The 24,583-nt window shown below is 74.1% G+C and carries 25 protein-coding genes and 1 tRNA gene; 11 read left to right on the top strand and 15 right to left on the bottom strand.

Annotated elements, in window-relative coordinates; genetic code table 11:
• The first annotated feature begins 51 nt into the window (after nt 1–51).
• The 3 genes from K7854_RS08770 (at nt 52) to K7854_RS08780 (ending at nt 3,628) form a co-directional block, all read left to right on the top strand.
• Nucleotides 52–591, top strand: a complete 540-nt coding sequence (locus K7854_RS08770) for a DUF309 domain-containing protein (RefSeq protein WP_226025817.1) — start codon at nt 52–54, stop codon at nt 589–591.
• Nucleotides 592–650: 59 nt separating this feature from the next.
• A complete protein-coding gene (gene cobF / locus K7854_RS08775) occupies nt 651–1,424 on the top strand; it encodes a precorrin-6A synthase (deacetylating) (protein ID WP_226025818.1) in 774 nt (257 codons plus the stop codon).
• An 83-nt stretch (nt 1,425–1,507) separates the two neighbouring features.
• Nucleotides 1,508–3,628, top strand: a complete 2,121-nt coding sequence (locus tag K7854_RS08780) for an MDR family MFS transporter (protein WP_226025819.1) — start codon at nt 1,508–1,510, stop codon at nt 3,626–3,628.
• Here the strand turns inward: K7854_RS08780 and K7854_RS08785 are convergent.
• From K7854_RS08785 to K7854_RS08795, 3 genes are all read right to left on the bottom strand, one after another.
• On the bottom strand, nt 3,555–4,337 hold the full coding sequence (locus tag K7854_RS08785; protein WP_226025936.1) for a sulfite exporter TauE/SafE family protein: 783 nt from the start codon (nt 4,335–4,337) through the stop codon (nt 3,555–3,557). The genes K7854_RS08780 and K7854_RS08785 overlap by 74 nt on opposite strands.
• 71 nt (nt 4,338–4,408) lie before the next feature.
• On the bottom strand, nt 4,409–5,920 hold the full coding sequence (locus K7854_RS08790; RefSeq protein WP_226025820.1) for a long-chain-fatty-acid--CoA ligase: 1,512 nt from the start codon (nt 5,918–5,920) through the stop codon (nt 4,409–4,411).
• 66 nt (nt 5,921–5,986) lie between these two features.
• Nucleotides 5,987–7,174, bottom strand: a complete 1,188-nt coding sequence (locus tag K7854_RS08795; RefSeq protein ID WP_226025821.1) for a thiolase family protein — start codon at nt 7,172–7,174, stop codon at nt 5,987–5,989.
• Between the two features lie 176 nt (nt 7,175–7,350).
• Between K7854_RS08795 and K7854_RS08800 the strand changes: the two genes are divergently transcribed.
• The 8 genes from K7854_RS08800 to K7854_RS08835 all read left to right on the top strand — a co-directional run bounded on the left by K7854_RS08800 (nt 7,351) and on the right by K7854_RS08835 (nt 13,789).
• On the top strand, nt 7,351–8,160 hold the full coding sequence (locus K7854_RS08800) for an alpha/beta hydrolase (RefSeq protein WP_226025822.1): 810 nt from the start codon (nt 7,351–7,353) through the stop codon (nt 8,158–8,160).
• A gap of 93 nt (nt 8,161–8,253) precedes the next feature.
• Entirely contained in the window at nt 8,254–8,574 is a 321-nt protein-coding gene (locus tag K7854_RS08805; RefSeq protein ID WP_226025937.1) for a WhiB family transcriptional regulator, read from the top strand.
• Entirely contained in the window at nt 8,520–8,852 is a 333-nt protein-coding gene (locus tag K7854_RS08810) for a DUF3140 domain-containing protein (RefSeq protein ID WP_226025823.1), read from the top strand. The genes K7854_RS08805 and K7854_RS08810 overlap by 55 nt, the downstream gene beginning before the upstream one ends.
• Nucleotides 8,853–8,854: 2 nt before the next feature.
• Nucleotides 8,855–9,505 (top strand): HhH-GDP family DNA glycosylase, encoded by a 651-nt coding sequence (locus tag K7854_RS08815; protein WP_226025824.1) that lies wholly within the window; start codon nt 8,855–8,857, stop codon nt 9,503–9,505.
• Between the two features lie 153 nt (nt 9,506–9,658).
• Nucleotides 9,659–10,504: a hypothetical protein gene (locus tag K7854_RS08820; RefSeq protein WP_226025825.1), complete on the top strand. Its 846-nt coding sequence runs from the start codon at nt 9,659–9,661 to the stop codon at nt 10,502–10,504.
• Between the two features lie 126 nt (nt 10,505–10,630).
• Nucleotides 10,631–12,031, top strand: coding sequence for a type I glutamate--ammonia ligase (locus K7854_RS08825; RefSeq protein WP_226025826.1), 1,401 nt, complete (start codon nt 10,631–10,633; stop codon nt 12,029–12,031).
• Between the two features lies 1 nt (nt 12,032).
• Complete coding sequence (locus tag K7854_RS08830) at nt 12,033–13,181, top strand: amidohydrolase family protein (RefSeq protein ID WP_226025827.1); 1,149 nt, start codon at nt 12,033–12,035, stop codon at nt 13,179–13,181.
• Between the two features lie 80 nt (nt 13,182–13,261).
• Nucleotides 13,262–13,789 (top strand): NUDIX hydrolase family protein, encoded by a 528-nt coding sequence (locus K7854_RS08835; protein WP_226025938.1) that lies wholly within the window; start codon nt 13,262–13,264, stop codon nt 13,787–13,789.
• A 13-nt stretch (nt 13,790–13,802) separates the two neighbouring features.
• Here the strand turns inward: K7854_RS08835 and mnhG are convergent, their stop codons facing one another.
• From mnhG to K7854_RS08895, 12 genes are all read right to left on the bottom strand, one after another.
• Nucleotides 13,803–14,168: a monovalent cation/H(+) antiporter subunit G gene (gene mnhG, locus K7854_RS08840; protein ID WP_226025828.1), complete on the bottom strand. Its 366-nt coding sequence runs from the start codon at nt 14,166–14,168 to the stop codon at nt 13,803–13,805.
• Complete coding sequence (locus tag K7854_RS08845) at nt 14,165–14,482, bottom strand: MrpF/PhaF family protein (RefSeq protein ID WP_226025829.1); 318 nt, start codon at nt 14,480–14,482, stop codon at nt 14,165–14,167. The genes mnhG and K7854_RS08845 overlap by 4 nt, the downstream gene beginning before the upstream one ends.
• The gene (locus tag K7854_RS08850; protein ID WP_226025830.1) at nt 14,479–15,078 is read right to left on the bottom strand and encodes a Na+/H+ antiporter subunit E; all 600 of its coding nucleotides are present in this window, start codon (nt 15,076–15,078) and stop codon (nt 14,479–14,481) included. Before K7854_RS08850 ends, K7854_RS08845 begins: the two co-directional genes overlap by 4 nt.
• Nucleotides 15,075–16,718, bottom strand: a complete 1,644-nt coding sequence (locus K7854_RS08855; protein WP_226025831.1) for a Na+/H+ antiporter subunit D — start codon at nt 16,716–16,718, stop codon at nt 15,075–15,077. Before K7854_RS08855 ends, K7854_RS08850 begins: the two co-directional genes overlap by 4 nt.
• A complete protein-coding gene (locus K7854_RS08860) occupies nt 16,715–17,479 on the bottom strand; it encodes a Na(+)/H(+) antiporter subunit C (protein WP_226025832.1) in 765 nt (254 codons plus the stop codon). Before K7854_RS08860 ends, K7854_RS08855 begins: the two co-directional genes overlap by 4 nt.
• Nucleotides 17,476–20,379, bottom strand: coding sequence for a Na+/H+ antiporter subunit A (locus tag K7854_RS08865; RefSeq protein WP_226025833.1), 2,904 nt, complete (start codon nt 20,377–20,379; stop codon nt 17,476–17,478). The genes K7854_RS08860 and K7854_RS08865 overlap by 4 nt, the downstream gene beginning before the upstream one ends.
• Before the next feature lie 116 nt (nt 20,380–20,495).
• Nucleotides 20,496–20,569: transfer RNA gene (locus K7854_RS08870), tRNA-Pro, on the bottom strand.
• Nucleotides 20,570–20,674: 105 nt separating this feature from the next.
• A complete protein-coding gene (locus tag K7854_RS08875; RefSeq protein ID WP_226025834.1) occupies nt 20,675–21,976 on the bottom strand; it encodes an MFS transporter in 1,302 nt (433 codons plus the stop codon).
• Nucleotides 21,977–22,104: 128 nt separating this feature from the next.
• Nucleotides 22,105–22,464 (bottom strand): MmcQ/YjbR family DNA-binding protein, encoded by a 360-nt coding sequence (locus K7854_RS08880; RefSeq protein WP_226025835.1) that lies wholly within the window; start codon nt 22,462–22,464, stop codon nt 22,105–22,107.
• Nucleotides 22,465–22,494: 30 nt separating this feature from the next.
• Nucleotides 22,495–23,040: a GNAT family N-acetyltransferase gene (locus K7854_RS08885; RefSeq protein ID WP_226025836.1), complete on the bottom strand. Its 546-nt coding sequence runs from the start codon at nt 23,038–23,040 to the stop codon at nt 22,495–22,497.
• Nucleotides 23,037–23,615 (bottom strand): helix-turn-helix domain-containing protein, encoded by a 579-nt coding sequence (locus K7854_RS08890; RefSeq protein ID WP_226025837.1) that lies wholly within the window; start codon nt 23,613–23,615, stop codon nt 23,037–23,039. The genes K7854_RS08885 and K7854_RS08890 overlap by 4 nt, the downstream gene beginning before the upstream one ends.
• A 46-nt stretch (nt 23,616–23,661) precedes the next feature.
• Nucleotides 23,662–24,564, bottom strand: coding sequence for a LysR family transcriptional regulator (locus K7854_RS08895; RefSeq protein WP_226025838.1), 903 nt, complete (start codon nt 24,562–24,564; stop codon nt 23,662–23,664).
• Nucleotides 24,565–24,583: the final 19 nt, after the last annotated feature.

A 24,583-nucleotide genomic window follows, 5' to 3' on the forward strand; every position in this document is an offset into this window, starting at 1 on the left:
CCCACGGACCGGGCCACGCCTAAGCGGGCACGGTCAGGGACAATCGGTGCCATGGACAGCCCTGCCGACAAGCCCGTGGACAGCGCCGCAGCCGACCGCCCGGTGGACGGACGGGACCGCGACGGCGAGGGCCGGGCGCGCAACGCCCGCCCGCGCGACGGGCTCGGCCGCCCGCTGCCGTACGGCGCGGAGGGCGTGCCCCGCCAGCCCGAGGGCGTCGTGCGGGCGCCGCGGGAGACGGTCGCGGAGGCGCAGCGGCTGCTGGACGAGGGGAAGCCGTTCCACGCGCACGAGGTCTTCGAGGACGCCTGGAAGTCGGGGCCCGAGGAGGAGCGCGAGCTGTGGCGGGGGCTGGCCCAGCTGGCCGTCGGGCTCACCCACTCGGCGCGCGGCAACGCCACCGGCGGGGCCAGGCTGCTGCGGCGCGGGGCGGGCGCGGTGACCGGGTGGGCGACGTCGGGGTCCGGGCGGGAGCGGCCGTACGGGATGGATCTGGGCGCGGTCGCCGGGTGGGCCCGGGAGCTGGCGGGCGAGGTGGAGGGCGGCGGGCCGGTGGACGCGGCGGCGCGGGCGCCCCGGCTGCGGGGCTGACTCCCGCAGCGGGCGGCCCGGCGGGGGCGCGGTCGGGGGCGTACGGCAGACTCGTGGCCGTGCGGACCATTCATGTGATCGGAATCGGCGCGGGCGACCCCGAGCAGCTCACCCTCCAGGCGGTCAGGGCGCTGCAGAACACGGACGTGTTCTTCGTCCTGGACAAGGGCGAGGCCAAGGCCGACCTGGTGCGGCTGCGCCGGGACATGCTGGAGACGCACGTCCCGGCGGGGACGTACCGGATCGTCGAGGCGCGCGACCCCGAGCGGGACCGGAGCGCGGGCGGCGCCGCGTACTCCCCCGCCGTCGGGGACTGGCGCAGTGCCCGCGCCGGCATCTACGAGCGGCTGATCGCCGAGGAGCTGGGCGAGGACCAGAGCGGCGCCTTCCTGGTCTGGGGCGATCCGGCGCTCTACGACAGCACGCTGGGCATCCTGGAGGAGATCCTGGAGCGCGGCGCGGTGGCGTTCGAGTACGACGTGGTGCCCGGCATCAGCAGCGTCTCCTCGCTGGTCGCCCGGCACCGGACCGGGCTGAACCGGGTGGCGCGGCCGGTGCAGATCACCACGGGGCGGCGGCTCGCCGAGGGCTTCCCGAAGGACGCGGACGACGTCGTCGTGATGCTGGACGCCCACCAGACCTTCCGGCAGTACGCGGACCAGGACATCGACATCTACTGGGGCGCCTACCTGGGCACGCCGGACGAGATCCTCGACTCCGGCCCGATCGCCGAGGCGGCGCCCCGCATCGAGCGGCTGCGTGCCGAGGCGCGGGAGCGCAAGGGCTGGATCATGGACACCTATCTGCTGCGGCGCAACCCGCGGGACCGGTAGGACGGGGCCCGGGCCGTCGGCTGCGGCACCCGGGCGGACCGCCCCCGCATGCGTGGCCCGTGCACCGGTGTGATCGTGACCGTGTGACAGTCGCCGAGGAAGCACCACGGACCGTCGCCACCCAGCCGCCCGTGCTGGACCGGCGCCGCCGCAACGTCGTCTTCGTCACGATCATGCTCGGCATGCTGCTCGCGGCCCTGGACCAGACGATCGTGGGCACCGCGCTGCCCACGATCGTGTCGGACCTGGGCGGCGCCGCGCACATGTCGTGGGTGGTGACCTCGTACCTGCTCGCGGAGACCGTGGCGACGGTCCTGGTCGGCAAGTTCGGCGACCTGTTCGGCCGCAAGGTGGTCTTCCAGGTGTCCGCGGTCGTGTTCATCACCGGCTCGTTCCTGTGCGGGCTGGCGACCAACATGCCGCTGCTGATCGTCTGGCGGGCGGTGCAGGGCGTCGGCGCGGGCGGCCTGATGGTGACGGCGATGGCGTTGATCGCGGACGTCATCCCGCTGCGGGAGCGGGGCAAGTACCAGGGCGCGATCGGCGCGGTGTTCGGGGTCGCGACCGTCATCGGGCCGCTGCTCGGCGGCCTGTTCACCGACCACCTGTCCTGGCGCTGGGCCTTCTACGTCAACGTGCCGATCGCGGTGGTCGTCGTGATCGCCGCCGCCCGCACCATCCCGGTGGTGAAGTCGGCGGCCCGTCCCGTCATCGACTACCTGGGCATCGCGCTGGTCGCGGTCGGCGCGAGCGCGCTGATCCTGGCGACCAGCTGGGGCGGCAACGAGTACGCGTGGGGCTCGGCCGTGATCCTCGGCCTGTTCGCGGGCGGGCTGATCGCGCTGGGGCTGTTCTGCTGGGTGGAGACCCGGGCGGCCGAACCGATGCTGCCGATGCGGCTGTTCTCCAACCCGGTGTTCACGGTCTGCTCGATCCTCAGCTTCATCGTCGGCTTCGCCATGCTGGGCGCGCTGACGTATCTGCCGACGTATCTGCAGTACGTCGACGGGGACTCGGCCACCGTCTCCGGGGTGCGGACGCTGCCGATGGTGGCGGGACTGCTGATCGCCTCGGTGTTCAGCGGCAACGTGGTCAGCAAGACGGGGCGGTACCGGCTGTTCCCGATCGCGGGCACGCTGGTGATGGGCGTCGGCCTGTATCTGATGTCCCTGATGGGGCCGGCCACGGGTGCGGGGCTGGAGTCGCTGTACATGTTCGTCCTCGGCACGGGGATCGGCCTGTCCATGCAGGTGCTGACGATCGCCGTGCAGAACACGGTCGAGTACTCCGACCTGGGCACCGCGACCTCCGGCGTCACCTTCTTCCGCACGCTGGGCAGTTCCTTCGGCACCGCCGTGTTCGGCACGATCTACGCCAACTCGCTGGGTCCCAACCTGCGCGACGGAGTCGCGGCGGCGGCCCGCACCGGGGCCGCCGACCCGTCGGTGATCGCGAGGGCGTCGACCAGTCCGGAGGGTGTGCACCGGCTGCCGCCCCCGGCGTCGGCGCCGGTCATCGGCGCCTATGCGGACACCATCCAGACCGTGTTCCTGTGGACGGTGCCGGTCGCCGTCCTGGGCTTCGTGGTCGCGCTGTTCCTCAAGCAGGTCCAGCTGCGGGACAGCGCCCGCGCGGGTTCCACGGACATGGGCGAGGGCTTCGCCTCCCCGCACGACGCCAGCAGCAGACGGGCGCTGGAGGCCTCCGTCGGGAAGATCATCGGCAGTACGGAGCTGGACACCGCGCGCCGGATCATCGCGGACAGCGACACCCGGCTGGACGTCGCCGGGGCTTGGGCCGTGATGCAGGTCGACCTGTTCACGCGGCTGGTCGGGCACGCCAGCCTCGGCCTGATCGCCGCCCGCCGTCGGCTGCCGCCGGAGGTGCTGCTGCCGGTCTTCGACCGGATGGTGGAGGAGGGGTTCCTGACCCGCCACGGCTCGCTGCTCTCCCACACCGACGCCGGCGCCCGGGAGGCGCTGGTGATCGGCCGGGCGTGGGCGGCCTGGCTGGAGGACCGGGTGGAGCGGGACATCGGCCGTCCCACGGACACGGAGCTGCGCGCGGCCGTCGACGCCATCGCCAAGCGCCTGCTGGTGGAGGACCTCAGCAACGGCCTCCCGCAGCGGGTCAGGCAAGCAGGAGCTGGAGACCCCCCACAACCGTCGCCGCGATCACCAGACGCTCGAACAGGCGTTGGTTGATCCGGCTCACGGCCCACTTGCCGAGGAACGCGCCGGGCACCACGAAGACCACCAGCGCCGCGTCGAGCAGCAGCGAGTGGCCGTCGATCAGGCCGAGGCCCGCGCTGAAGGGCAGCTTGGAGACGTTGACGATCAGGAAGAAGAACGCCGACGTGCCCAGGAAGCCGAGCTTCCGGAACCCCGCGGAGAGCAGGTACATCGACATCACCGGGCCGCCCGCGTTGGCGACCATCGTGGTGAACCCGCCCAGGACGCCGTACGAGCGGGTTTTCACGCGGCCGGTGCGCGGGCCGGCCTCGGCCGGCCGCTCGGCGGCTTCCGCCTGCCGCCTGCGCCACACCGTCACCCCGGCCATGAACAGCAGGATCACGCCGATCGAGGTGCGGACCACGGCGTCGTCGGCCCACACCAGGAACACGGTGCCGATCACCACGCCCACCCCCACCGCCGGGAACAGCCGCCACAGCGTGGGCCAGTGCGCGTGGCGCCGGTAGGTGAGGACGGCCAGGACGTCACCGGCGATCAGGACCGGCAGCAGGATGCCGGTGGAGGCGCGGGCGGGCAGGACGGCCGCGAAGATCGCCAGGCTGACCGTGTTGGCCCCGCTCACCGCGGTCTTGGAGAAGCCGACGAGCAGCGCCGCGAGGGCGAGGGCGGCGAATTCCCAGCCGGTGAGGTGCCAGAGCGTCATCGTGTCCGTCACGGTCATGGTGTCCATTGCGGGGACCGATGCTATGCGCACCCCACCGGCGCCGTGAGCACCGTCTCGCCCAGCGGTCCTCAGCCCTGGGTGCAGCGCGCCCGCAGCTCGCGCTTCAGCACCTTCATGCTCGGCCCGAGCGGCAGTTCGTCGGCGAACTCCACCCGGCGCGGGTACTTGTGCCGCCCGAGGTGCTGCTTGGACCACTCGGTGATCTCCCCGGCGTCCGGCGTCGCGCCGGGGGCGGGCACGACCACGGCGCAGACCTCCTCGCCGTGCAGCTCGTCCGGGAGCCCGATGACGGCGACCTGCGCGATGCCGGGGTGGCGCATCAGCACCTCCTCGACCTCCCGCGGGTAGACGTTGTAGCCGCCCCGGATGATGACGTCCTTCTTCCGGTCGACGATCCTGAGGAACCCGTCCTCGTCCTTGGTGCCCAGGTCCCCGGTGCGGAACCAGCCGTCGACCAGCGCCTCGGCCGTGGCCTCGGGGCGGCCGAGGTAGCCGGAGAAGACGTTGTGGCCGCGGACGACGACCTCGCCCAGCTCGCCGGGCGGCAGCAGTTCCACCGCGTCCTCGACCTCGGCGCGGGCGATCTCCACGTCGACGCCCCACAGCGGGTGGCCGATGGTGCCGGGCCTGGCGCCGAACACCGGCTGGTTCACGGCCGCCGCGGGCGAGGTCTCGGACAGCCCGTACCCCTCGTAGATCTTCGCCCCGAAGGCATCCTCGAACCGTTCGAGGACGGCCACCGGCAGCGAGGCGCCGCCGGAGACGCACACCCGCAGCTCGGGCAGGACGTCGGCACCGGCCGCCGCGGCGGCGAGGGCGACGAACATGGTCGGCACCCCGTGGAAGGTGTTGACGCCCTCCTTCACCATCAGCTCGATCGCCCGGGCCGCGTCGAAGCGCGGCAGCAGGACCAGGGTCGCGCCCGCCCGCCAGGTGGAGTTGAGGGAGACGGTCTGGCCGAAGGCGTGGAAGAGCGGCAGCGCGCCGAGCGCCACGTCGTCGGGCCGGATGTCGTTGGCGTCGAAGGCGTTGACCGTCGCGTTCATCACCAGGTTGAAGTGGCTGAGCACGGCGCCCTTGGGGACGCCGGTGGTGCCGCTGGTGTAGAAGACGACGGCCGGGTCGTCGGCGTCGCGGGTGACGTACGAGGGCAGCGGCTCGGCGTCCGCGGCGAGCTTGTCCATCTCCTCGCCGAGCGTGATCATCCGTACGCCGGTCTCCCGCGCGGCGGCCGCCGCGGTCTCCGCCTGCGCCGGGTGGCAGAGCAGCAGGGTGGCGCCGCTGTCGCGCAGCACGTGCTCGACCTCGGCCGTCGACAGCAGCAGGTGCACCGGCACCACCACGGCACCGGCCGCGGCGACGGCGTAGTACGCGACCGGGAAGTCGGCGGTGTTCGGTGCCATCAGGGCCACCCGGTCACCCGGCCGGACGTCCAGGCCGGCCAGGGCACCGGCCTGGGCGCGGGCCCGCCGCCACACCTCGGCGAAGGTCAGCCGCAGGTCGCCCTCGACCAGCGCTTCCTTGTCGGGACGGCGCCGGGCGTTCTCGGCGAGGACGGCGGCGACGGAGAGGGTTGCCATGGGGTGTTGCTCCGTTTCCTTGCTGCGGCTCTGCAGAGGGGGTGGCTCTACGGCTGGGGGGCGGGCCTAGTGGCGTTCGACGAGGACCGCGCTGCCCTGCCCCACGCCCACGCACATCGTGGCCAGCCCGCGGCCGGCCCCCGTGCGGCGCATGCGGTGGAGCAGGGTGGTGAGGATGCGGGCGCCGGAGCAGCCGAGCGGGTGGCCCAGTGCGATGGCCCCGCCGGTGGGGTTGACCAGGTCGGGGTCGATGCCGAGCCGGTCGACGCAGGCGAGGGCCTGGGCGGCGAACGCCTCGTTGAACTCGGCCTCCGCGAGGTCGCCGACGCTCCAGCCGGCCCGGGCGAGGACCTTGCGGGTGGCGGGGACCGGGCCGATGCCCATGACGTCGGGGTGGACACCGGCCGAGCCGCCCGCGACGTAGCGGCCGAGCGACTCCAGGCCGAGGTCGTTCAGTGCCTCCTCGCTGACCAGCAGGAGACCCGCGGCGCCGTCGTTCATCGGGGAGGCGTTGCCCGCGGTGACCGTGCCGCCGGGGCGGAAGACGGGCTTGAGGCGGCCCAGCTTCTCCAGGGAGGTGTCCTCGCGGACGCACTCGTCGGTGTCCACGACCACGCCGTCGGGGCGCTCGACGGGGAGGATCTCGTCGTCGAAGTGACCGTTCTTCCGGGCCTCGGCGGCCAGGCGGTGGCTGCGCAGGGCGAACGCGTCCTGGCGCTCGCGCGGCACGCCGTACCGCTCGGCGACCTCCTCGGCCGTCTCCCCCATGGCGAGCAGTCCGTGCAGGTCCTTCATCGCCGGGTTGACCAGGCGCCAGCCGAGGCGAGTGTCGGCGGTCTCGATGCGGTGCGGCAGCGCCTCGTCGGGGCGGGGCAGCACGAAGGGGGCGCGGCTCATGGACTCGGAGCCGCCGGCCAGCACGATGTCGGCCTCGCCCGCGGCGATGGTGCGGGCGGCGGTGGTGACGGCTTCGAGGCCGGAGGCGCACAGCCGGTTCACGGTGGCGCCGGGGACGGTCTCGGGCAGGCCGGCGAGCAGGGCGGCCATCCGGGCCACGTTGCGGTTGTCCTCGCCGGCCTGGTTGGCGGCGCCCCAGTACACGTCGTCGATCCGGGCGGGGTCGAGCGCGGGCACGTCGGCGACCAGGCCCCGGATCACCGCGGCGGCGAGGTCGTCGGGCCGTACGGTCGACAGGGAGCCGCGCAGCTTGCCGATCGGGGTGCGGCGGGCGGCCGCGAAGTGGACGGGACGCACGAGGGGACTCCTGACCGTCGTCGCGCGGTCACCGGACGGCGCACCGTCGCGTCGACCACCACGAACCTTGCTGGGCACTACCACTTAATTAGCACTGCTAGTTTCGGACTATAGACCGCCGGACGGCGTCCTGGGAAGATCCTCCGGACGACGTCACCGACGCAGCCGGAGGAGACATGGCCGAGGCCCGCGAGCACACCCTGACCGGAACGCGGGGACGGATCGCCGTCCGCGAGTGGCCCGCGGCACGCCCCCGCTACGTCGCGCTGCTGGTGCACGGGTACGGCGAGCACAGCGGGCGCTACGCGGAGGTGGCCGGCGTCCTGACCGGCCACGGCGCGGCCGTCTACGCGCCGGACCACGCCGGGCACGGGCGCTCGGACGGTGAGCGGGTGGTGATCGAGGACTTCGAGGACGTGGTCACCGACGTGCACGCGGTGGCAGAGCTGGCCCGCGCCGCCCACCCCGGCCTGCCGGTCGTCATGGTCGGACACTCCATGGGCGGCCTCATCGCCGCCCGCTACGCCCAGCGCCACCCCGGCGAGCTGACGGCCCTGGTGCTGTCGGGGCCCGTCATCGGCGACTGGGAGCTGCCGCGCCGGCTGCTCGCGCTGGACGAGATCCCCGACACCCCGATCAGCCCGGCCTCGCTCTCCCGCGACCCGTCGGTCGGAGCGGCGTACGCGGCGGACCCGCTGGTGTGGCACGGCCCGATGAAGCGGCCGACGCTGGAGGCGTTCGTGCGGACGCTGGGGACCGTGGCCGACGGCGGCGACGTCGGGCGGCTGCCGCTGCTGTGGCTGCACGGGGACGACGACCGGCTGGTGCCGCTGCCCGGCAGCCGCGTCGGGGTCGAGCCGCTGAGCGGCGGCGACCTGACCGAGCGGATCTACCCGGGCGCCCGGCACGAGGTCTTCAACGAGACCAACCGCACGGAGGTCTTCGCGGACGTCACGCGCTTCCTGGACGGCGTGTTCGCCCGCTGAGGCGGCGGTGCGCCCGCCCAGGGGCGGGCGGGACCGTCCCTCCGGGGACCGCCGGGCGTTTGCCTCCCGTGCCGCATGGGCACCCGCGGCCGCATGGAGTGGTTGCGGCGCGCCGCCTGTGTGGACGAGGACCCCGACCTGTTCTTCCCGGTGGGCACCGCCGGGCCCGCCCTGCGGGACACGGCGGCCGCCAAGCGCGTCTGCGCCGGATGCCCGGTGACCCCGGAGTGCCTGGCCTTCGCCCTGGAGTCGGGGCAGACGTCGGGCGTGTGGGGCGGCACCGACGAGGCGGAACGCGTCGCCCTGCTCCGGCTGACCACGCAACACGCACGTACGCACGACGAAATGAGGGACACCTCATGGCCGACGCCCTCGAACTCGACGCGCTGTGGGAGGACTTCCACCGCGTGGTGAACATGACCTCCGCGGAACTCGCGGACTGGCTGCGGGTGCGCGACTCCGGCGAGCTGACCGAACCGCTGCCGGACGACGCCGGCCCGCCGCTCGGACAGCATGTCCTCGCGATCCTGCAGAAGCGGCGCACCGACCTGACGGAGGACGACCTGCGTGCCATGCGCAAGGTCGTGGACACCGTGACCTCGCAGACCGACCTGGAGAACGAGCCCGAGGCCGACGACACCCGCCTGCGGCACCGGCTCATGACGGTCGGTCACGACCCGCTGAAGCCGTAGCCGTGGCCCCCGGCCAACGGCGGACCGTGCGCGAACTCGTCGACGCGCACGGGCAGACCTACGCCGAGGAGGCGGGCATCCGGCTGAAGGACACCCCGCAGCCGCTGTACCGGCTGCTTGTCCTGGCGCACCTGCTCAGCGCCCGGATCAGCGCCTCCGTCGCGGTCGCCACCGCCCGTGCCCTCAGCGAGGCGGGGCTGCGCGATGCGGGCCGCATGGCCGACGCCACCTGGCAGCAGCGGGTGGACGCGCTCGGCCGGGGCGGCTACCGGCGCTACGACGAGCGCACCGCCACCCAGCTCGGCGAGGGCGCCGAACTGCTGGCCGAGCGGTGGGGCGGCGACCTGCGCCGGCTCCGCGACGAGGCGGACGGCGACGTCCGCGAGCTGCGGCGGCTGCTCCAGGAGTTCCCGGGGGTCGGGCCGACCGGCGCGGACATCTTCCTGCGGGAGGCGCAGCTGGTCTGGCCGGAGGCGGGCCCCCTGCTGGACCGCAAGGCCCTCCAGGGCGCGGAGCGCCTGGGCCTGCCGGGTGACCGGGACCGGCTCCTGTCCCTGGCCGGTAAGACGGAACCCGCCGTCCTCGCGGCCGCGCTGGTGCGTGCGGCGGTCGACAAGGGGGTGGCCGAGGACACCCTCGACCGCGTCGGCTGAGCACCGCGTCGGCCGAGCGCGCCGGGCCCGGCGGTCCGGCCCGCTCCCGCCACACGGTGCCGCCGGTCACCCGAACAGGCTCGTGCGCTGGTGCGCCCCCGGCCCCGGTGATGCGCTGAGGACACCGTTTCCCGTCCCAGGAGGCATCCCGCGATGAGCAGTCGTCCGTCCCACCCCGTCCGTCTCCTGGCCTCCGCCCTGGCCGCGGGCGCGCTGCTCACCACCGCCGCCTGTTCGGACGGTGCCGGATCGGAGAACGCCTCGGACACCGCCGCCGAGCAGGCCGGGGTCGCCCGGCCCGACGCCGCGAAGCAGACCCCGACCGGTTCCCCCAGCGCCTCCCCCGGCACCCTCACCGAGGCCGGTGCCAAGGCCGCCCTGCTCACCGAGGCCGATCTGGAGGGCGGCTGGAACCAGGTCCAGGACGCCGACAAGTGGCGCGACCGGCTGCTCGTCGGCGAGGTCGACGTGTCCGGCTTCCTCACCGCGAAGGCCGACGCGGCGGACTGTCAGCAACTGCTCGACGGGCTCTACCGCGACAACCTGCTGGGCGAACCGTCGGGACCGTCGGCGCTCACCGGCTTCGAGCAGGGCGACTCCCGCCTCCTCGAACAGGTCGCCGGTTACGACCGGGCCGGACTCGACGACCGCCTGAAGTGGATGGCCTCGCTGCCGCAGACGTGCGACGAGTTCACCGCGACCGACTCCGACGGCGCCGAGCGCACGGTCCAGGTGACCGAGGCCTCGGTGCCCGACGCGGGCGACGCCCGCGAGGGCCTGCACGTGACGGTGCAGGGCACCGCCGACGCCACCCCGGTCACCCTCACCCTGGACATCGCCGCCGTACGCGTCGGCACCTCCGCCCTCACCGTCACGGGCGGCGGCCTGGACGGCGCACAGGCCTCCTCCGTGGAACAGGCGGTACGCCAGGGCACACAGCGCCTGAAGACCGTTCTGGACGGCGGCACCCCCTCCCCGCAGCCCACGAACCTGGACTGACATCCGCGGGAGCATCCCCCGCGGCTCCCACCGCGTCGTGCGCACATCCGGCGAAACCCGGACAGGGTGATCACCGGACGGCACAATGGTCCGCGACGGACGGCGCACGCGCGAAGGAGCCGAGACGTGAGCGAGAGCGACCCCGTGCCCGGCGGGCGTCCCGGTGACGTCGAGCGGGCCACCGCGCTGAGCGGCGAGCTGACCGGGCAGGGCGTGCACGGCGTGGTACTGGCGTACGTCGACACCGCCGGGATCGCCCGGGTGAAGACCGTGCCCACCGCCAAGCTCGCCCCGGCCGCCGCCTGGGGCGTGGGGATGTCGCCGGTGTTCGACACCTTCCTGGCCGACGACTCGATCGTCACCACGGACCACCTGGGCTCCCCCGACGGCGACCTGCGCCTCTTCCCCGACCTCGACCGGCTGACCGTACTGGCCGCGCAGCCCGGCTGGGCCTGGGCGCCGGTCGACCGGATCACGCAGGAGGGCGCACCGCATCCGGCGTGCGGGCGCACCGTCCTGCGCCGCACCGTGGCCGAGGCCGCCGCCCGGCACGGCATCACCTTCCGGGCCGCCGTCGAGATCGAGTGGGTCGTGGGACGGGACGACGCGGACGGCGACGCGTTCGTTCCGGCGGTCTCCGGACCGGCGTACGGGGCCGCCCGGCAGGTCGAGTTGAGCGACTGCGCCGCCGACCTGCTGGCGGCGCTCGCGGCACAGGGAGTGGACGTGGAGCAGTTCCACCCCGAGTACGCGGCCGGGCAGTTCGAGGTCTCGGTGGGCGCGCTGGACCCGGTGGCGGCGGCCGACCACAGCGTGCTGGTGCGGCAGACGATCCGGGCGGTGGCCCGGCGGCACGGGCTGCGCGTCTCCTTCGCCCCCGCGGTCCTCGGCCAGGGCGTCGGCAACGGCGGGCACCTCCACCTCTCCGCCTGGCGGGACGGGACGAACCTGCACGCGGGCGGCACCGGCCGGTACGGCATGACCGCCGAGGCCGAGTCCTTCGTGGCCGGGGTCCTCGGCCGGCTCCCGGCGCTCACCGCGATCACCGCGCCGAGCCCGGCCAGCAGGCTGCGGCTGCGCCCCTCGCAGTGGGCGGGCGTGTTCACCGCCTGGGGCCGGGAGACCCGCGAGGCGGCGCTCAGGATCGTCACCGGCACCACCGGCGTCCGCGACCGCGCGGCGAACCTGGAGGTGAAGCCGGTCGACCTGGCCGCCAACCCCTATCTCGCCCTGGCCTCGGTGATCGCCGCCGGACTCGACGGGCTCTCCGCGTCCGCGCCGCTGCCCGAGGAGACCACCGGCGACCCGGCCCGGCTGGAGGCCGCCGAGGCGGCGGCCCGGGGCGTGCGCAGGCTGCCGGTCACCCTCACGGAGTCGGTGGCGGCGTTCCGCTCCGACGGTGTGCTGCGCGAGGCGCTCGGTCCGGTGCTGGCGGACGCGGTGGTCGCCGTACGGCTGGGCGAGGCCCGGTCGGTCGAGGGGCTGGACGACGACGGTGTGGCGGCGGCCTACCGCTGGAAGTACTGAGATGGCCGCCGGACCCGTGCACGAGCGGCTCGCCGCGCTGGAGCTGGTGGACCACCACTGCCACGGCGCCGTCACCGGCGACCCGGACCGCGCGGGCTTCGAGTCGCTGCTCACCGAGGGCGAGGCGTGGCCCGGCGTCTCCCCCTTCGACAGCCCCGTCGGCCTCGCCGTGCGCCGCCACTGCGCGCCGCTGCTGGACCTGCCGCGCCACGCCCCCGCCGACGTGTACCTGGCCCGCCGCTCGGAGCTGGGCGCGGCCGAGGTCAACCGGCGGTTCCTGCGCGCCGCGCACACCGGCGTGTTCTGTGTGGACACCGGGTACGCGCCGCACCGGGTGACGAGCCCGGCCGAGCTGGCCGAGGCGGCGGGCGCGACGGCGTACGAGGTGGTCCGGCTGGAGGGCGTCGCGGAGGCGGTGGCGGCGGGCGGTGTCGAACCGGACGCGTACGCGCAGGCGTTCCGCACCGCGGCGTGGGAGGCGGTACAGCGGCCCGGAGTGGTGGGCGTCAAGTCGGTGGCGGCCTACCGCACCGGGTTCGACCTGGACCCGGCCCGTCCCGCGCCCGCCGAGGTCACCGCGGCCGCCCGGCGCTGGCTCGCGGGCGGCGGCGGGCGGCTCGCGGACCCGGTGCTCGTGCGCCACCTGCTGTGGACCGCCGTGGACCTCGGGCGGCCGCTGCAACTGCACACGGGGTTCGGCGACAACGACATCCGCCTGCACCGGGCGGATCCCGCCCTGCTGACCGACTGGCTGCACCTGACCGCCGGCACGATCCCAATCCTGTTGCTGCACTGCTGGCCCTACCAGCGCCAGGCGGCCTATCTGTCCGCGGTCTTCGAACGGGTGTACCTCGACGTGGGGCTCACCCTGCACCACGTGGGCCCCGCCCGCGCGGGCGCGATCCTCGCCGAGGCACTGGAGATCACCCCGTTCCGCAAGCTGCTGTACAGCTCCGACGCCTACGGCGTGGCCGAGTTCCACCACCTGGGGGCGCTGGCCTTCCGGCAGGGACTGGCCGGGCTGCTCCAGGAGCGGCTGGACGCCGACGAGCTGTCCCTGCCGGACGCGTTGCGCCTGGCCCGCTGGGCGGGGCGGGACAACGCCCGCCGGGTCTACCGGCTGCCGGGCGGTCCGGCGGACGACGGCTGAGCGGCGTGGGACGGGTCACAGTCCCGGAGCGCCGCCCGGGAAGCACGAACGGCTGAAAGTATGATCAAGCGATGTCTGACATGACCGAAACCACGCCGGGCTGGCTGACGAGCGACGAACTCGAAATGGCGCGCGCCCGCATGCCGATCCTGTACGTCGAGGCCGTGCCCGTGCGGGTGGACGACAGCGGCGAAGTCACCAGCGTCGGCCTGCTCCTGCGCATCGGGCCCGACGGGACGGTCAGCCGGACGCTGGTCTCCGGCCGGGTGCTGCACCACGAGCGGGTCCGGGACGCGCTGCTGCGCCACCTGGAGAAGGACCTCGGCCCGGTGGCGCTGCCCCGGGTGCCGGCCTCGCTCCAGCCGTTCACGGTGGCCGAGTACTTCCCGACGCTCGGGGTCACGCCGTACCACGACCCCCGGCAGCACGCGGTCTCGCTCGCCTACGTCGTGCCGGTGACCGGTGACTGCCGGCCGCGGCAGGACGCCCTGGACCTGGTCTGGTTCGATCCGCGCGAGGCCCTGTCCGAGGCGGTGCGCAGCGAGATGCCGGGTGGGCACGGGGTGCTGCTGAAGCAGGCGCTGGCGCACGTGGGCTGCGTGGGCTGACCCCTGTCCGGGGCTACTCCTCCCGCCGGTCCCCGTCGCTCAGCTGCGGGTCCAGGTCGTCCCTGAGCAGGCCCCGGGACCCCGTCTGCCCGGTGCGGTAGGCGGAGCGCGCCACCAGGTGGGAGGCGACCGGCCCGGTGAGGAACTGGAAGAAGACGATGAGCGCCAGGGTGCCCACGTCGGTGCCGTGACGCAGCCGCAGCCCGACCCCGGCGAGGACGAGGAGCATCCCGAGGGTCTGCGGTTTGGTGGCGGCGTGGCTGCGGGAGAGCACGTCGGGGAAGCGGAGCATCCCGAGCACCCCGAGCAGGCACTGCAGGCAGCCGAGGAACAGCAGCACGGTCCCGGCCAGGTCGGCGGCCTCGGCCCAGGCGTTCACCGGTGGTCCTGCCGGCCGTCCGCCCTTACGGAGGGCCGGTCGCGCACGGCGATGAAGCGGGCGATGCCGACCGAGCCGGTGAAGCCGAGGAAGGCGAGCACCAGCATCACGGGGAAGTAGAAGGAGTCTCGGTCGTGGGCGGCCTTGACGCCGATGCCGGCGATGATGAGCGCCGCGAGCACGTCGAGGGCGACGGCGCGGTCCAGCATCGAGGGGCCGTACCAGATCCGGTACAGCAGCAGGGCGCCGGCGACGAGGATCATCGCGAGCGAGGCGACGAGCAGGGCGTCTTCGACGGCGTGCAGGGTGGTCACGGCGAGGAGTCACCTTCCGGTACGGGACGGGCGGCGTCGGCGATGTCCTCGGCGGTGCCGAAGGCGCGGGCGACGAGTTCCTCCATGCGCCACACCTGCCGCTGGGCGCCCTCGATCTCGCCGGGGTTGGCCGCGTCGAGGACGTGCAGGAACAGGGTGGCCGTGGAGCGGCGCACCTCGATCACGGAGCCGCCGGGGACGTTGGAGACGGCGACGGCGGTGGCGGTGAGCATGAGGTCGCTGCGCACCCGCAGCGGAACCGCCACCACCGCCGCGTGGTAGGGGCCCTTGGCGAAGATCTGCCGGGTGACCTCGACGCTGGAGGAGAACATGTCGTACAGCAGGTAGGCGGCCAGGCGCAGGATGCCCAGGGGGCGCAGCCGGAGGCCGATGTCCACGGCGGGCAGCGGGAAGGCCAGGCACAGGCAGAGGGCGACAAGGACGCCGTTGACGAGGTTGGCCCAGGAGGGGGTGCCCCACAGCAGGATCCAGATGACGGTGAGCCAGCCGACCAGTGGCAGGTCGAGCACGCGCCGGCCGCGGCCCACGCGGAAGGACCAGCTGTAGGGGGAACGGTCGCGGAAGAGGTTGCTCACCGGCCGAGCACCGCCTCGATGTAGGGGGTACGGGCGAGGAGTTCGGTGGCGGCGGCCTGGGTGAAGGTGGTGAGCGGGCCGCCGAGCACGGTGTACGACAGGCCGAGGGCGACGGCGGCGCCGGTGGCCGCCACCATGGGCCAGGGCAGGTGCTTGGTGGTGGTGATGGACTGCCCGAGGAAGCCCGCGGCGACCACGGCGCCCGCGGGCACCGGCAGCCCGCTCCCGGTCGGCCTCTCCTCCTCGTCGTCGGTGTCGTCGTCGCCCGTGTCGTCGTCCTCGGCGGACTCCAGCACCACGCCCTCCTCCTCGGCGCCGGGTGGCGCGTCGCGCCAGAACGCGAGGTTCCAGACCTTCGCCATGACGTAGAGGGTGAGCAGGCTGGTGGCGGCGGACCCGGCGACCAGGGCCCAGGCCCAGCCGCCGCCGTCGGCGACGCCCGCCCGCATCAGGCCGAGCTTGCCGATGAAGCCGGACAGCGGCGGGATGCCGGCGAGGTTCATGGCGGGCACGAAGAACAGCACGGCGAGCAGCGGCGCCGCCCTCGCCAGGCCGCCGAGGCGGGTGAGTTCCGTGGTGCCGTCGCGCCGCTCGATGAGCCCGGCGACCAGGAACAGGGTGGTCTGCACGGTGATGTGGTGGGCCACGTACACGATCGCCCCGCTGATCGAGGTGCGTCCCGCGAGGGCGATGCCGAAGACCATGTAGCCGATGTGGCTGATGAGGGTGAAGGACAGCACCCGCTTGAGGTCGGTCTGGGCGACGGCGCCGAGGATGCCGACGCCCATCGAGGCGAGCGCGGCGAGCATCAGCAGGTCGCCCAGGCGGTGGCCGGGGAAGAGCAGGGTCTGGGTGCGCAGCATGGAGTACACGCCGACCTTGGTCAGCAGTCCGGCGAAGACCGCGGTGACCGGTGCGGGCGCGGTCGGGTAGGAGTCGGGCAGCCAGGCCGCCAGCGGGAACACCGCCGCCTTGATGGCGAAGACCGTCAGCAGCATCGCCTCCAGCAGGGTGCGCACCCCGAGCGGCACCTCCTGCAGCCGCTGGGCGAGCTGAGCGAAGTTCACGGTGCCCGCGACCGCGTAGGTCATGGCGATGGCGACCAGGAAGAGCACGGAGGAGAACAGCGAGATGATCACGTACGTCGATCCGGCCCGGATCCGGGTCGCGGTGCCGCCGATGGTGAGCAGCACGAAGCTGGCGACGAGCATGATCTCGAAGCCGACGTAGAGGTTGACGAGGTCACCGGCGAGGAAGGTGCAGGAGACGCCCGCCACGAGGATGAGGTAGGCCGGGTGGAAGACACCGACCGGCGCCTGGTCGTCCCGGTCGGCCATGCCCTGGCCCATCGAGTACACGAGGACGAGCAGGGTGATGGCGCTGGAGACGGTCAGCATCAGGCCCGCGAGCCGGTCGGCGACCAGGGTGATGCCGACCGGCGGTGCGAAGTCCCCGAGGTGCACGCTGAGCGGGCCGTGCCGGTCGGCGGCGACCATGAGCACCACGGAGAGCACCAGCACCGCGCCGAGCACGGCCAGGCTGATGAAGCGCTGGAAGCGGTGCAACCGGGGCCCGATGGCCAGCTTCAGGCCCGTGACGCACAGGGGCAGCAGGACGGGGAGCGGGACGAGCGCGTTCACCTGGTTCCTTCCGTGCCGGCGCCTTCGGGGTCGTCGGGCTGGTCGGGCGGCGGGTGGCAGGAGTCCTCACCGGGGAGCGAGTCGGGTTCGCGGCCGGTCTCCTCGGGGTCGTTGGAGGGTCCGGCGATCCGGGCCGGGGCCGGTCCGGGGCGGCCCGCGGCATCGGTGGAGCCCCGCTCCCGGCCCTCCCGGTAGTCCTCGGGGTCGGCGCCGAGGATGTCGTTCCAGAGGTTCCCGGAGACGTCGTTGGCGCGGGCCTGGTAGGCGCGTTCCTCGCGGACCCGTCGGCGCAGCCGCTTGCGGGCGGCTCGGTAGCGGGCGCGCTGCTCGGCGTCGGTGCCGCCGTCCTCGGCGCGGGCCTCGCGGTAGCGGTCGCGCAGCTCGCCGCGCCGGTCGAGGAACTCGGCGCGCAGGGCGACCAGCCGGTCCTCGGTGTCGTCGCTGATCTCGTCGGAGCCGGTGACCTGGTGGCTGCGGTAGGCCATGGCGAGCAGGAAGGCGGTGGTGGCGAGGGTGATGACGATCGCGGTCAGGGCGATGGCCTGGGGCAGCGGGTCGGTGACGCGGTTGCGGATGATGTGCGGGTAGAGCAGCGGTGCGTCGCCCGCGCTGCCGGTGGCGGCGAGGACCAGCAGGTTGACGCCGTTGCCGAGGACGACGGCGCCGAGCAGGATCCGGGTGAGCGACCGGGTCAGCAGCAGGCTGGCGCCGACGGCGTTGAGGACGGCGGCCGCCACCAGCAGGGACAGGCTCACGGTCATGTGCGGCCCGCCTCCGGGCGCGGGGCGGCCCGTTCGATCTGGCGGTCGATCCGGGCGCCGAGGGCCCGCACGATGTCCAGGACCACGCCGAGCACCAGCAGGTAGACCCCGCAGTCGAAGAGGACGGCGGTGGACAGGTGGGCGTCGCCCCACACGGGCAGGTGGCCGTGCCAGGTCCAGCCGTGCAGCACGGTGCCCTCGCCGAGGCCGCCGAGCGCGATGCCGGTGGACAGGAACAGGCCGAGGCCGGTGAACAGTCCGGGTTTGAAGGGCACGGCCTCGGCGAGTTCGTGGCGGCCTCCGGCGAGGTAGCGGGCGATGAAGGCGACGCCCGCGGTCAGACCCGCGACGAAGCCGCCGCCCGGCAGGTTCTCCGCGCACAGCAGCAGGTAGACGGAGAGGACGAGGACGGGGTGGAAGATGAGGCGGGCGACCACTTCCAGGACCAGGGAGCGGCGTTCGGGGGCGAGGGTGGCGCTGGCGGCGAGCCAGGTCCGTTCGGGTGCCCCCTCGTCGCCGCTGGGCAGGCCCGCCGACTCGTAGCGGCTGGCCCGCCAGGCGGTGCGCAGTCCCGCGTGCGGATGGTCCCCGGGCAGCGGCAGTACCGGCTGCTCGGCGCCGTCGGCGCGGCGGTGCAGGTAGATGAGGCTGGTGACGCCGATCGCGGCGGCGGCGAGCACCGCGGACTCGCCCATGGTGTCCCAGGCCCGCAGGTCGACCAGGATCGTGGCGACGACGTCCTTGAGCCCGTGGTGCGCGGTCTCCTCGACCATCGCCGCTCCCGCGCTGTCGGCCCGGCGGTGCCCGGCCATGATCCAGACGACGACGGCGACGGCGGCGCCGCCCGCGAGCGCCACCGGCATCCGCAGCAGGCGCCGCCACCGGCTGAAGTTCTCCTCGAAGCGCACCGGCATCCGGCGCAGCACCAGCACGAAGACGATCATCGAGACGGTCTCCACGCAGAACTGGGTGAGGGCGAGGTCGGGCGCGCCCTGCGCGACGAAGAGCAGCGCGGTGCCGTACCCGGTCAGACCGGCGAACACGACGGCCTTCATCCGGCGCCGCACGCCCAGGCAGAGCAGGGCCGCCGCGCAGGTCAGCAGGGCGACGGCGGCCTGGGCGGGGTGGTCCCACAGGCGCGGGGCGGGCACCGCCGCCCACGGTTCGTCCGCGACGAGCACGGCGATCTGCCCGGCGAGGACCACGCTCATGGTCGTCACCAGGTACACCGACAGCGAGCCGCGCTGCACGAACCCGGTGCACTGCAGGGCGGTGCGCTCCAGGGCGAGCAGCAGCCGTCCGAAGACGAGGTCCGCGGAGCGCCAGGCGAGTCGCTGGCCGGCCCGCGCGACGGGGCCCGCGGCGAGGAACAGCAGCACCCCGCCCGCCCAGGCCGCGCCGGACAGGCCGAGGGCGGGGCCCGCCCCGTGCCACAGCGCCAGGTGGTAAGGGTGGGCGGGCGCCGGGAACTGCCCGGCGTAGGTGCCCAGCAGATCCTGGAGCCGGGACACTCCGGGTCCCAGGACGAGGCAGGCCAGGGCGAGCACGGCGGGCGGTGCCAGGAAGACCGCCGGGACGGGGTGTGCGCGGGTGTCGGGGAGCCCGGGCTTGCGGGCGAAGGCGCCCCACAGGTAGCGCAGGGTGTATGCGGTGGTCAGGGCGGAGCCGACGACGGCCGCGGCGAGCGCCCAGCGGTCACCGGTGCTCCCGTCCAGGAGCGTCTGGAAGGCGGCCTCCTTGGCACTGAAGCCGAGCAGGGGCGGCACCGCGGCCATCGAGGCGCCGGCGACCACGGCGACGGCGCACACGGCGGGCAGCCGGCGTCCGAGGCCGGAGAGCCTGCGCAGGTCGCGGGTGCCGGTGGCGTGGTCGACGATGCCGGTGACCAGGAAGAGCGGCGCCTTGAACAGGGCGTGCCCGAGGATCATCGCGGTGGCGGCCAGGCCGGTGTCGTGGCGGCCCGCGCCGGCCAGCACGGTGAGGAAGCCGAGCTGGCTGACGGTGCCGTGGGCGAGGACGAGTTTCAGGTCGTGCAGCCGCAGCGCCCGCCAGCCGGCCAGCAGCATCGTCAGCGAGCCGAGGACGAGCAGCAGCGGGCGCCAGGGCGTGACGTCGGCGAAGGCGGGGGCGAGCCGGGCGACGAGGTAGACGCCGGCCTTGACCATCGCGGCGGCGTGCAGATAGGCGCTGACCGGGGTGGGGGCGGCCATGGCGTTGGGCAGCCAGAGGCTGAACGGCCAGATCGCGGACTTGGACAGGGCGCCGACGAGGATCAGCACGATCGCCGTGGGCAGCGCCGCCGACGGGGGCGGCGGGTCGGCCAGGATCGCGGAGATGCGGTAGGTGCCCGCCTCGTGTCCCAGGAGCAGGAAGCCGACCAGCATGGTCAGTCCGCCGAGCGCGGTGACCGTCAGGGCCTGCAGGGCGCTGCGCCGGTTGCGCTTGTGGTCGCTGGTCTGGCCGATCAGCAGGTAGGAGAAGACGGTCGTCAGTTCCCAGAAGATGTAGAGCAGGACGAGGTCGTCGGCGAGGACCAGGCCGAGCATCGCCCCGGCGAAGGCGAGGAGGTTCCCCGCGAACCTGCCGAGCTGCCGCGAGCGGTCGTCGAAGTAGGAGGCGCAGTAGACCAGGACGAGGGTGCCGACGCCCGCGGCGAGCAGCACCATCAGCTCGGCGAGGGCGTCAAGTCGCAGCGCCCAGTCCACGTGGTAGGTCGGCAGCCACCGCCACTCGGTAGCGTCGGCGCCGCCCGCGGCCGTCGTGCTCCACCGGGTGGCGGCCCAGGCGGTCGCCGCGGCGGGCGGCAGGGCCAGTACGAGGAAGGCGCGCGTTCCCCACCGTCGCACCAGCAGCCCGGCGAACGGCGCGAGCGCGAAGTGGCAGAGGATGAGCGCGGACACCCGACAGTGATATATCGGGCATCTCGCCTGAGCGCCCAGGCACGCCGCTGGGAGAACAATCGAGGGGCTGTTTCGGATCTCTCCGAAACAGCCCCTCGATCAACGACCGTCTCCAGTCGGGACGACAGGATTTGAACCTGCGACCCCTTGACCCCCAGTCAAGTGCGCTACCAAGCTGCGCCACGTCCCGATGCCCGCCTGACCTGGGGTTTCCCCCGGTCGAACGCGCAGGAAAACCATACCGCACTCGGGCCGGTGGTCGCGCATCGCTTTTCCGGGGCGGGCTCCGGCGGCGTCAGCACTTGCGGGTGCGGGACGGCTCCGCCCCGGCCGGGGCGCCGCTCGGCCCCGCCGTGGCCGCCTCCGCCCGCACCAGCCCGCGCACCGCCGGTATCAGGAGCAGGGCCGAGCACACGGCGAAGCTGGTCGCACCGGCGACGAGCAGGACGTTCTCGGCGCCGAGAACGGAGGCGGCCGGGCCGGCCAGGGCCTGGCCGACGGGCATCATCGCGAGCGAGCCCGCCACGTCGTAGGCGTGGATGCGGTTGAGGACGTCCGGCGGGACCTGGGTCTGCACGCTGGTCGCCCACATCACGCCCCAGAAGGACAGGCCGGCCCCGGCGACGGCCGCTCCGGCCGCCATGACGGGTACGCCCAGCCCGAAACCGACGCTCGCCGGGAAGGCGGCGAAGCCCACGAGGGCGATCGCCCCGGCCCGGAGCATGCGCAGCGGCCGCAGCCGCAGGGCGAGCAGGCCCCCCACGACGGTCCCCGCGCCCAGGGCGGAGTTGACCAGCCCGTAGGCGCGCGGGCCGTGCTCCTGCACCACCTCGGTGGCGACCAGCGGGACGGTCGGGCCCCAGACCGCGATCATGTACACGCACCAGACGGCTATGACGCTCCACAGCCAGGGTCGCGCACGGAACTCCCGCCAGCCCTGGACCAGGTCGGCACGGAAGGCCTTGCTCCCGCGGCCGGACACCGCCCGGCCGCCCGGCGCGGGCGGAGGCAGCCGGAGCAGCAGCAGGCACAGGGCGCTGATCGCGTACGTGGCGGCGTGGGCGGCGAAGACCCCGCCGGGCGAGGCGAAGCCGACCAGGAGGCCCGCCACGGCGGGCCCGGCGAGCTGGGCGGCGGACTCGGCCACCCGTATCGCACCGTTGGCGCCCTGGACGTCGGAGGCGAGCCGGGGCACGGTGCTGGCGACGCCGGGCTGGAAGACGGCGCCCGCGACCCCGTTGACGAACCCGATGACGCAGATCTGCCAGAGCACGACGTGCCCGGAGAAGAACAGCGCGGCGGCCGCGGCCTGGGTGCCGAGCCGGACCAGGTCGGCGCCGATCATCAGCTTGCGGGTGCTGAAGCGGTCGGCGAGGACTCCGCCGAAGACGACCAGACCGGCGAAGGCGGCGGCCGTCGCGGCCATGGCTAGGCCGACCGCGCCCGCGCCGTACCCGTGCTGGAGCAGTCCGGCGGCGAGCGCGACGGGCAGCATGGTGTCGCCGAGCCGGGCCACCGCCCGGGCGGCGAAGAACAGCGCGAAGTCCCGCGACCAGACGGCTCGCGCCGCCGTCGGCCGCAGCGACGTACCGGGCATGCGTGCTCTCCCCTCCCCTTGCCCTCCGGTGGCGCCGTACGTCCGACAGCCGGGACCCCCCTCCGGTCCCGGCTGTCACGCACGTCTTCGGATCATGCCACGGGGCACTTACAACGCCCGAGGGGTTTTCAGTCCCCGGCGGGCAGCCCCAGCCGGGGGTGCGCCTCCAGCAGCCGGGTCGGGGCCGCCTGGCGCCAGGAGTCGGCGAGGATGTCGCGCAGCTCGTCCTCGCCCTCCAGGGCGGCGAGCCGGGCCCGCACCCAGGCGAACTGGGCCTCGTGCGCGGCGATCCAGAACTTCTCCGGCTCGGCCAGCACCAGTTCGTCGCGTTCCTCCTTCGGGCAGCGCACCGCGAGGGAGGTCTCCTCCTCGGGCAGGGTCGCGAACATCTTTCCCGCGACCCGGAAGGTGGGCATGCTCCAGGCGATCTTCTCCGTCGTGTCCGGCAGGGACAGGGCGATACGGCGTACGTCTTCTGCGTCCGGCATGACAGGCACGGTATCGGCCGCCACCGACAATCACCCGGTGACGGCGGGCGTCGCCACCCGCACGCCGACCTGCTTGAAGTACAGCGTCGTCGGCCGCAGTTCGCCGCGCGGGTCGGCCGCGTAGTCGGGGATCGTGCCGGCCCGGGTCCACCCGGTGGACCGGTACAGGTGCTCGGCGGGGCTGCCGGTCTCGGTGTCGAGATGGAGCAGGGTGATCCCGGCCGCCGCGGCCGCCTCCTCGGCGGTGGCCAGCAGCCGGCGGCCCAGTCCCCGGCCGCGGGCCCCGCGGGACACCATGAGCTTGACCAGCTCCGCGCGGTGGCGGCTGTTGGGCTTGTCCGGCAGGGCGAGGCTCACGGTTCCGGTCACCCGCTCCCCCTCCCGCGCCACCCAGACGGCGAGCTGCCCGGCGGCCACGGCGGCGGCCCGCCCGCACCACCAGTCGGCGGCCTCCGCGTGGCCGAGCGGGGCGAGGAAGCCGACGGAGGCGCCGCCCGCGACGGTGTCGGTCAGCAGAGCGGCCAGGCCGTCCAGCAACGCCGTCACTCCGTGCTCGTCGAGTCTTTGCACGATCACGGCAGCACCACCGCCAGCGCGTAGCGCGCGCCCTCGGGTCCGGCGGACCGGAACCGGGTCGGGCCCCACACGCGCATCCGCAGGCAGTCCCCGGTGGCGAGGTGGTGCGCCACGTCCTGCGTCGTGATCTCCAGGGCCCCTTCCAGGACCCAGAGGTGCTGTTCCAGGCCGGGCACGGGCGGCCGGTCGTAGGCGATGTCGGCGCCCGCGGCCAGCCGCCCCTCGACGAGTTCGCCGCGCAGTCCGGCGTGCGGCGGGGACACCGAGCGGCGTACGAACCCGGCCGGGCGGTCCTCCCACACGGGCTGCTCGGCGGCCCGCACCAGCAGCGCGGGTTCCGCCTCGACCTCGCTGAGCAGCCGGGACATGGTCCGTCCGTAGACCGCGCAGAGCCGGTTGAGCACGGCTGCGGTGGGGCTGGTCTCGGCCCGCTCGGCCCGGGACAGCGTGGACCGGCTCACCCCGCTGCGCTCCGCCAGCTCCCCCAGCGACCAGCCGCGTTCGGCCCGCAGTTCGGCCAGGCGGGCGGCGAGCCGGACGTCCACCGGGTCCGCACCCTCGTCATCATGTCTCATATCCGGGACGCTATCCCGGAAATGAGACACCCTGGTTACGGAAGCCTCACACCCGGGCCGCCTCGCCGAGCGCGTCCAGCACCTGGCGGATCAGCGGGTGCTCCTCGGCGCCCCGGCGTACGGCCGCGAAGACGCGGCGGGTCGGCGCGATCCCGTCGACCGGGCGGACGACCACGCCGGTGAGGTCGGTGCCGTGCAGCGCCGAGCGCGGGACGAGCGCCACCCCGGCGTCGGCCGCGGCGAGCGACACCACGGCGCGGAAGTCGTCCGAGGAGTGTTCCAGGCGGGGCTGGAACCCGGCGTTCTCGCAGGCCAGCACCACCACGTCGTGGCACGGGTTTCCCGGGTAGGGGCCGATCCAGGTGTCCTTGGCCAGCTCGGCGAGCGGCACCTCCGCGGCGTCGGCGAGGCGGTGGGCGACCGGGACGACCGCGTCGAAGGGCTCGGCGTACAGCGGGACGTGGGTCAGCCGCGGGTCGTCGGCGGCCGGCGCCCCGCGGTACTCGACGGCGACGGCCACGTCGACCTGCCGGTCCAGGACCATCGGCAGGCTGGCGTCGCCCTCGGCGTCCTGGACGCGGATCCGGATGCCGGGCGCCGACGCCGCGAGGCGGGCCAGGGCGGGCGCGACGACGAGGGCGATGCCGGTCGCGAAGGAGGCGACCGTGACGGTGCCGGCCTCGCCCGAGCCGTACGCGGCCAGCTCGGCCTCCGCTCGCTCCAGCTGGGCGAGGACGGCGTTGGTGTGGCTGAGCAGGATCTCCCCGGCCGGGGTCAGCCGTACGCCCTTGGCGCCGCGCTCGACCAGGCGGTGCCCGGTCTCCTGCTCCAGGGCGGCGAGCTGCTGGGAGACCGCGGACGGGGTGAGGTACAGCGCGGCGGCAGCCGCCGTCACGGTGCGGTGGTCCGCCACCGCTCGCAGGATGTGCAGCCGCCGCGCCTCGATCATGGGATCGATTCTCTCAGGT

The sequence above is a fragment of the Streptomyces hyderabadensis genome, from assembly GCF_020404845.1.
GTDB classification, from domain to species: Bacteria; Actinomycetota; Actinomycetes; order Streptomycetales; family Streptomycetaceae; genus Streptomyces; species Streptomyces hyderabadensis.

Excerpts from the sequence above, each read along its gene's own strand:
- K7854_RS08770 (WP_226025817.1), top strand. The coding sequence starts at position 52 with ATGGACAGCCCTGCCGACAAGCCCGTGGACAGCGCCGCAGCCGACCGC.
- K7854_RS08785 (WP_226025936.1), bottom strand. The coding sequence starts at position 4,337 with ATGACCGTGACGGACACGATGACGCTCTGGCACCTCACCGGCTGGGAA.
- K7854_RS08790 (WP_226025820.1), bottom strand. The coding sequence starts at position 5,920 with ATGGCAACCCTCTCCGTCGCCGCCGTCCTCGCCGAGAACGCCCGGCGC.
- K7854_RS08800 (WP_226025822.1), top strand. The coding sequence starts at position 7,351 with ATGGCCGAGGCCCGCGAGCACACCCTGACCGGAACGCGGGGACGGATC.
- K7854_RS08805 (WP_226025937.1), top strand. The coding sequence starts at position 8,254 with ATGGAGTGGTTGCGGCGCGCCGCCTGTGTGGACGAGGACCCCGACCTG.
- K7854_RS08810 (WP_226025823.1), top strand. The coding sequence starts at position 8,520 with ATGGCCGACGCCCTCGAACTCGACGCGCTGTGGGAGGACTTCCACCGC.
- K7854_RS08820 (WP_226025825.1), top strand. The coding sequence starts at position 9,659 with ATGAGCAGTCGTCCGTCCCACCCCGTCCGTCTCCTGGCCTCCGCCCTG.
- K7854_RS08830 (WP_226025827.1), top strand. The coding sequence starts at position 12,033 with ATGGCCGCCGGACCCGTGCACGAGCGGCTCGCCGCGCTGGAGCTGGTG.
- K7854_RS08835 (WP_226025938.1), top strand. The coding sequence starts at position 13,262 with ATGACCGAAACCACGCCGGGCTGGCTGACGAGCGACGAACTCGAAATG.
- K7854_RS08860 (WP_226025832.1), bottom strand. The coding sequence starts at position 17,479 with ATGACCGTGAGCCTGTCCCTGCTGGTGGCGGCCGCCGTCCTCAACGCC.
- K7854_RS08875 (WP_226025834.1), bottom strand. The coding sequence starts at position 21,976 with ATGCCCGGTACGTCGCTGCGGCCGACGGCGGCGCGAGCCGTCTGGTCG.
- K7854_RS08880 (WP_226025835.1), bottom strand. The coding sequence starts at position 22,464 with ATGCCGGACGCAGAAGACGTACGCCGTATCGCCCTGTCCCTGCCGGAC.
- K7854_RS08890 (WP_226025837.1), bottom strand. The coding sequence starts at position 23,615 with ATGAGACATGATGACGAGGGTGCGGACCCGGTGGACGTCCGGCTCGCC.
- K7854_RS08895 (WP_226025838.1), bottom strand. The coding sequence starts at position 24,564 with ATGATCGAGGCGCGGCGGCTGCACATCCTGCGAGCGGTGGCGGACCAC.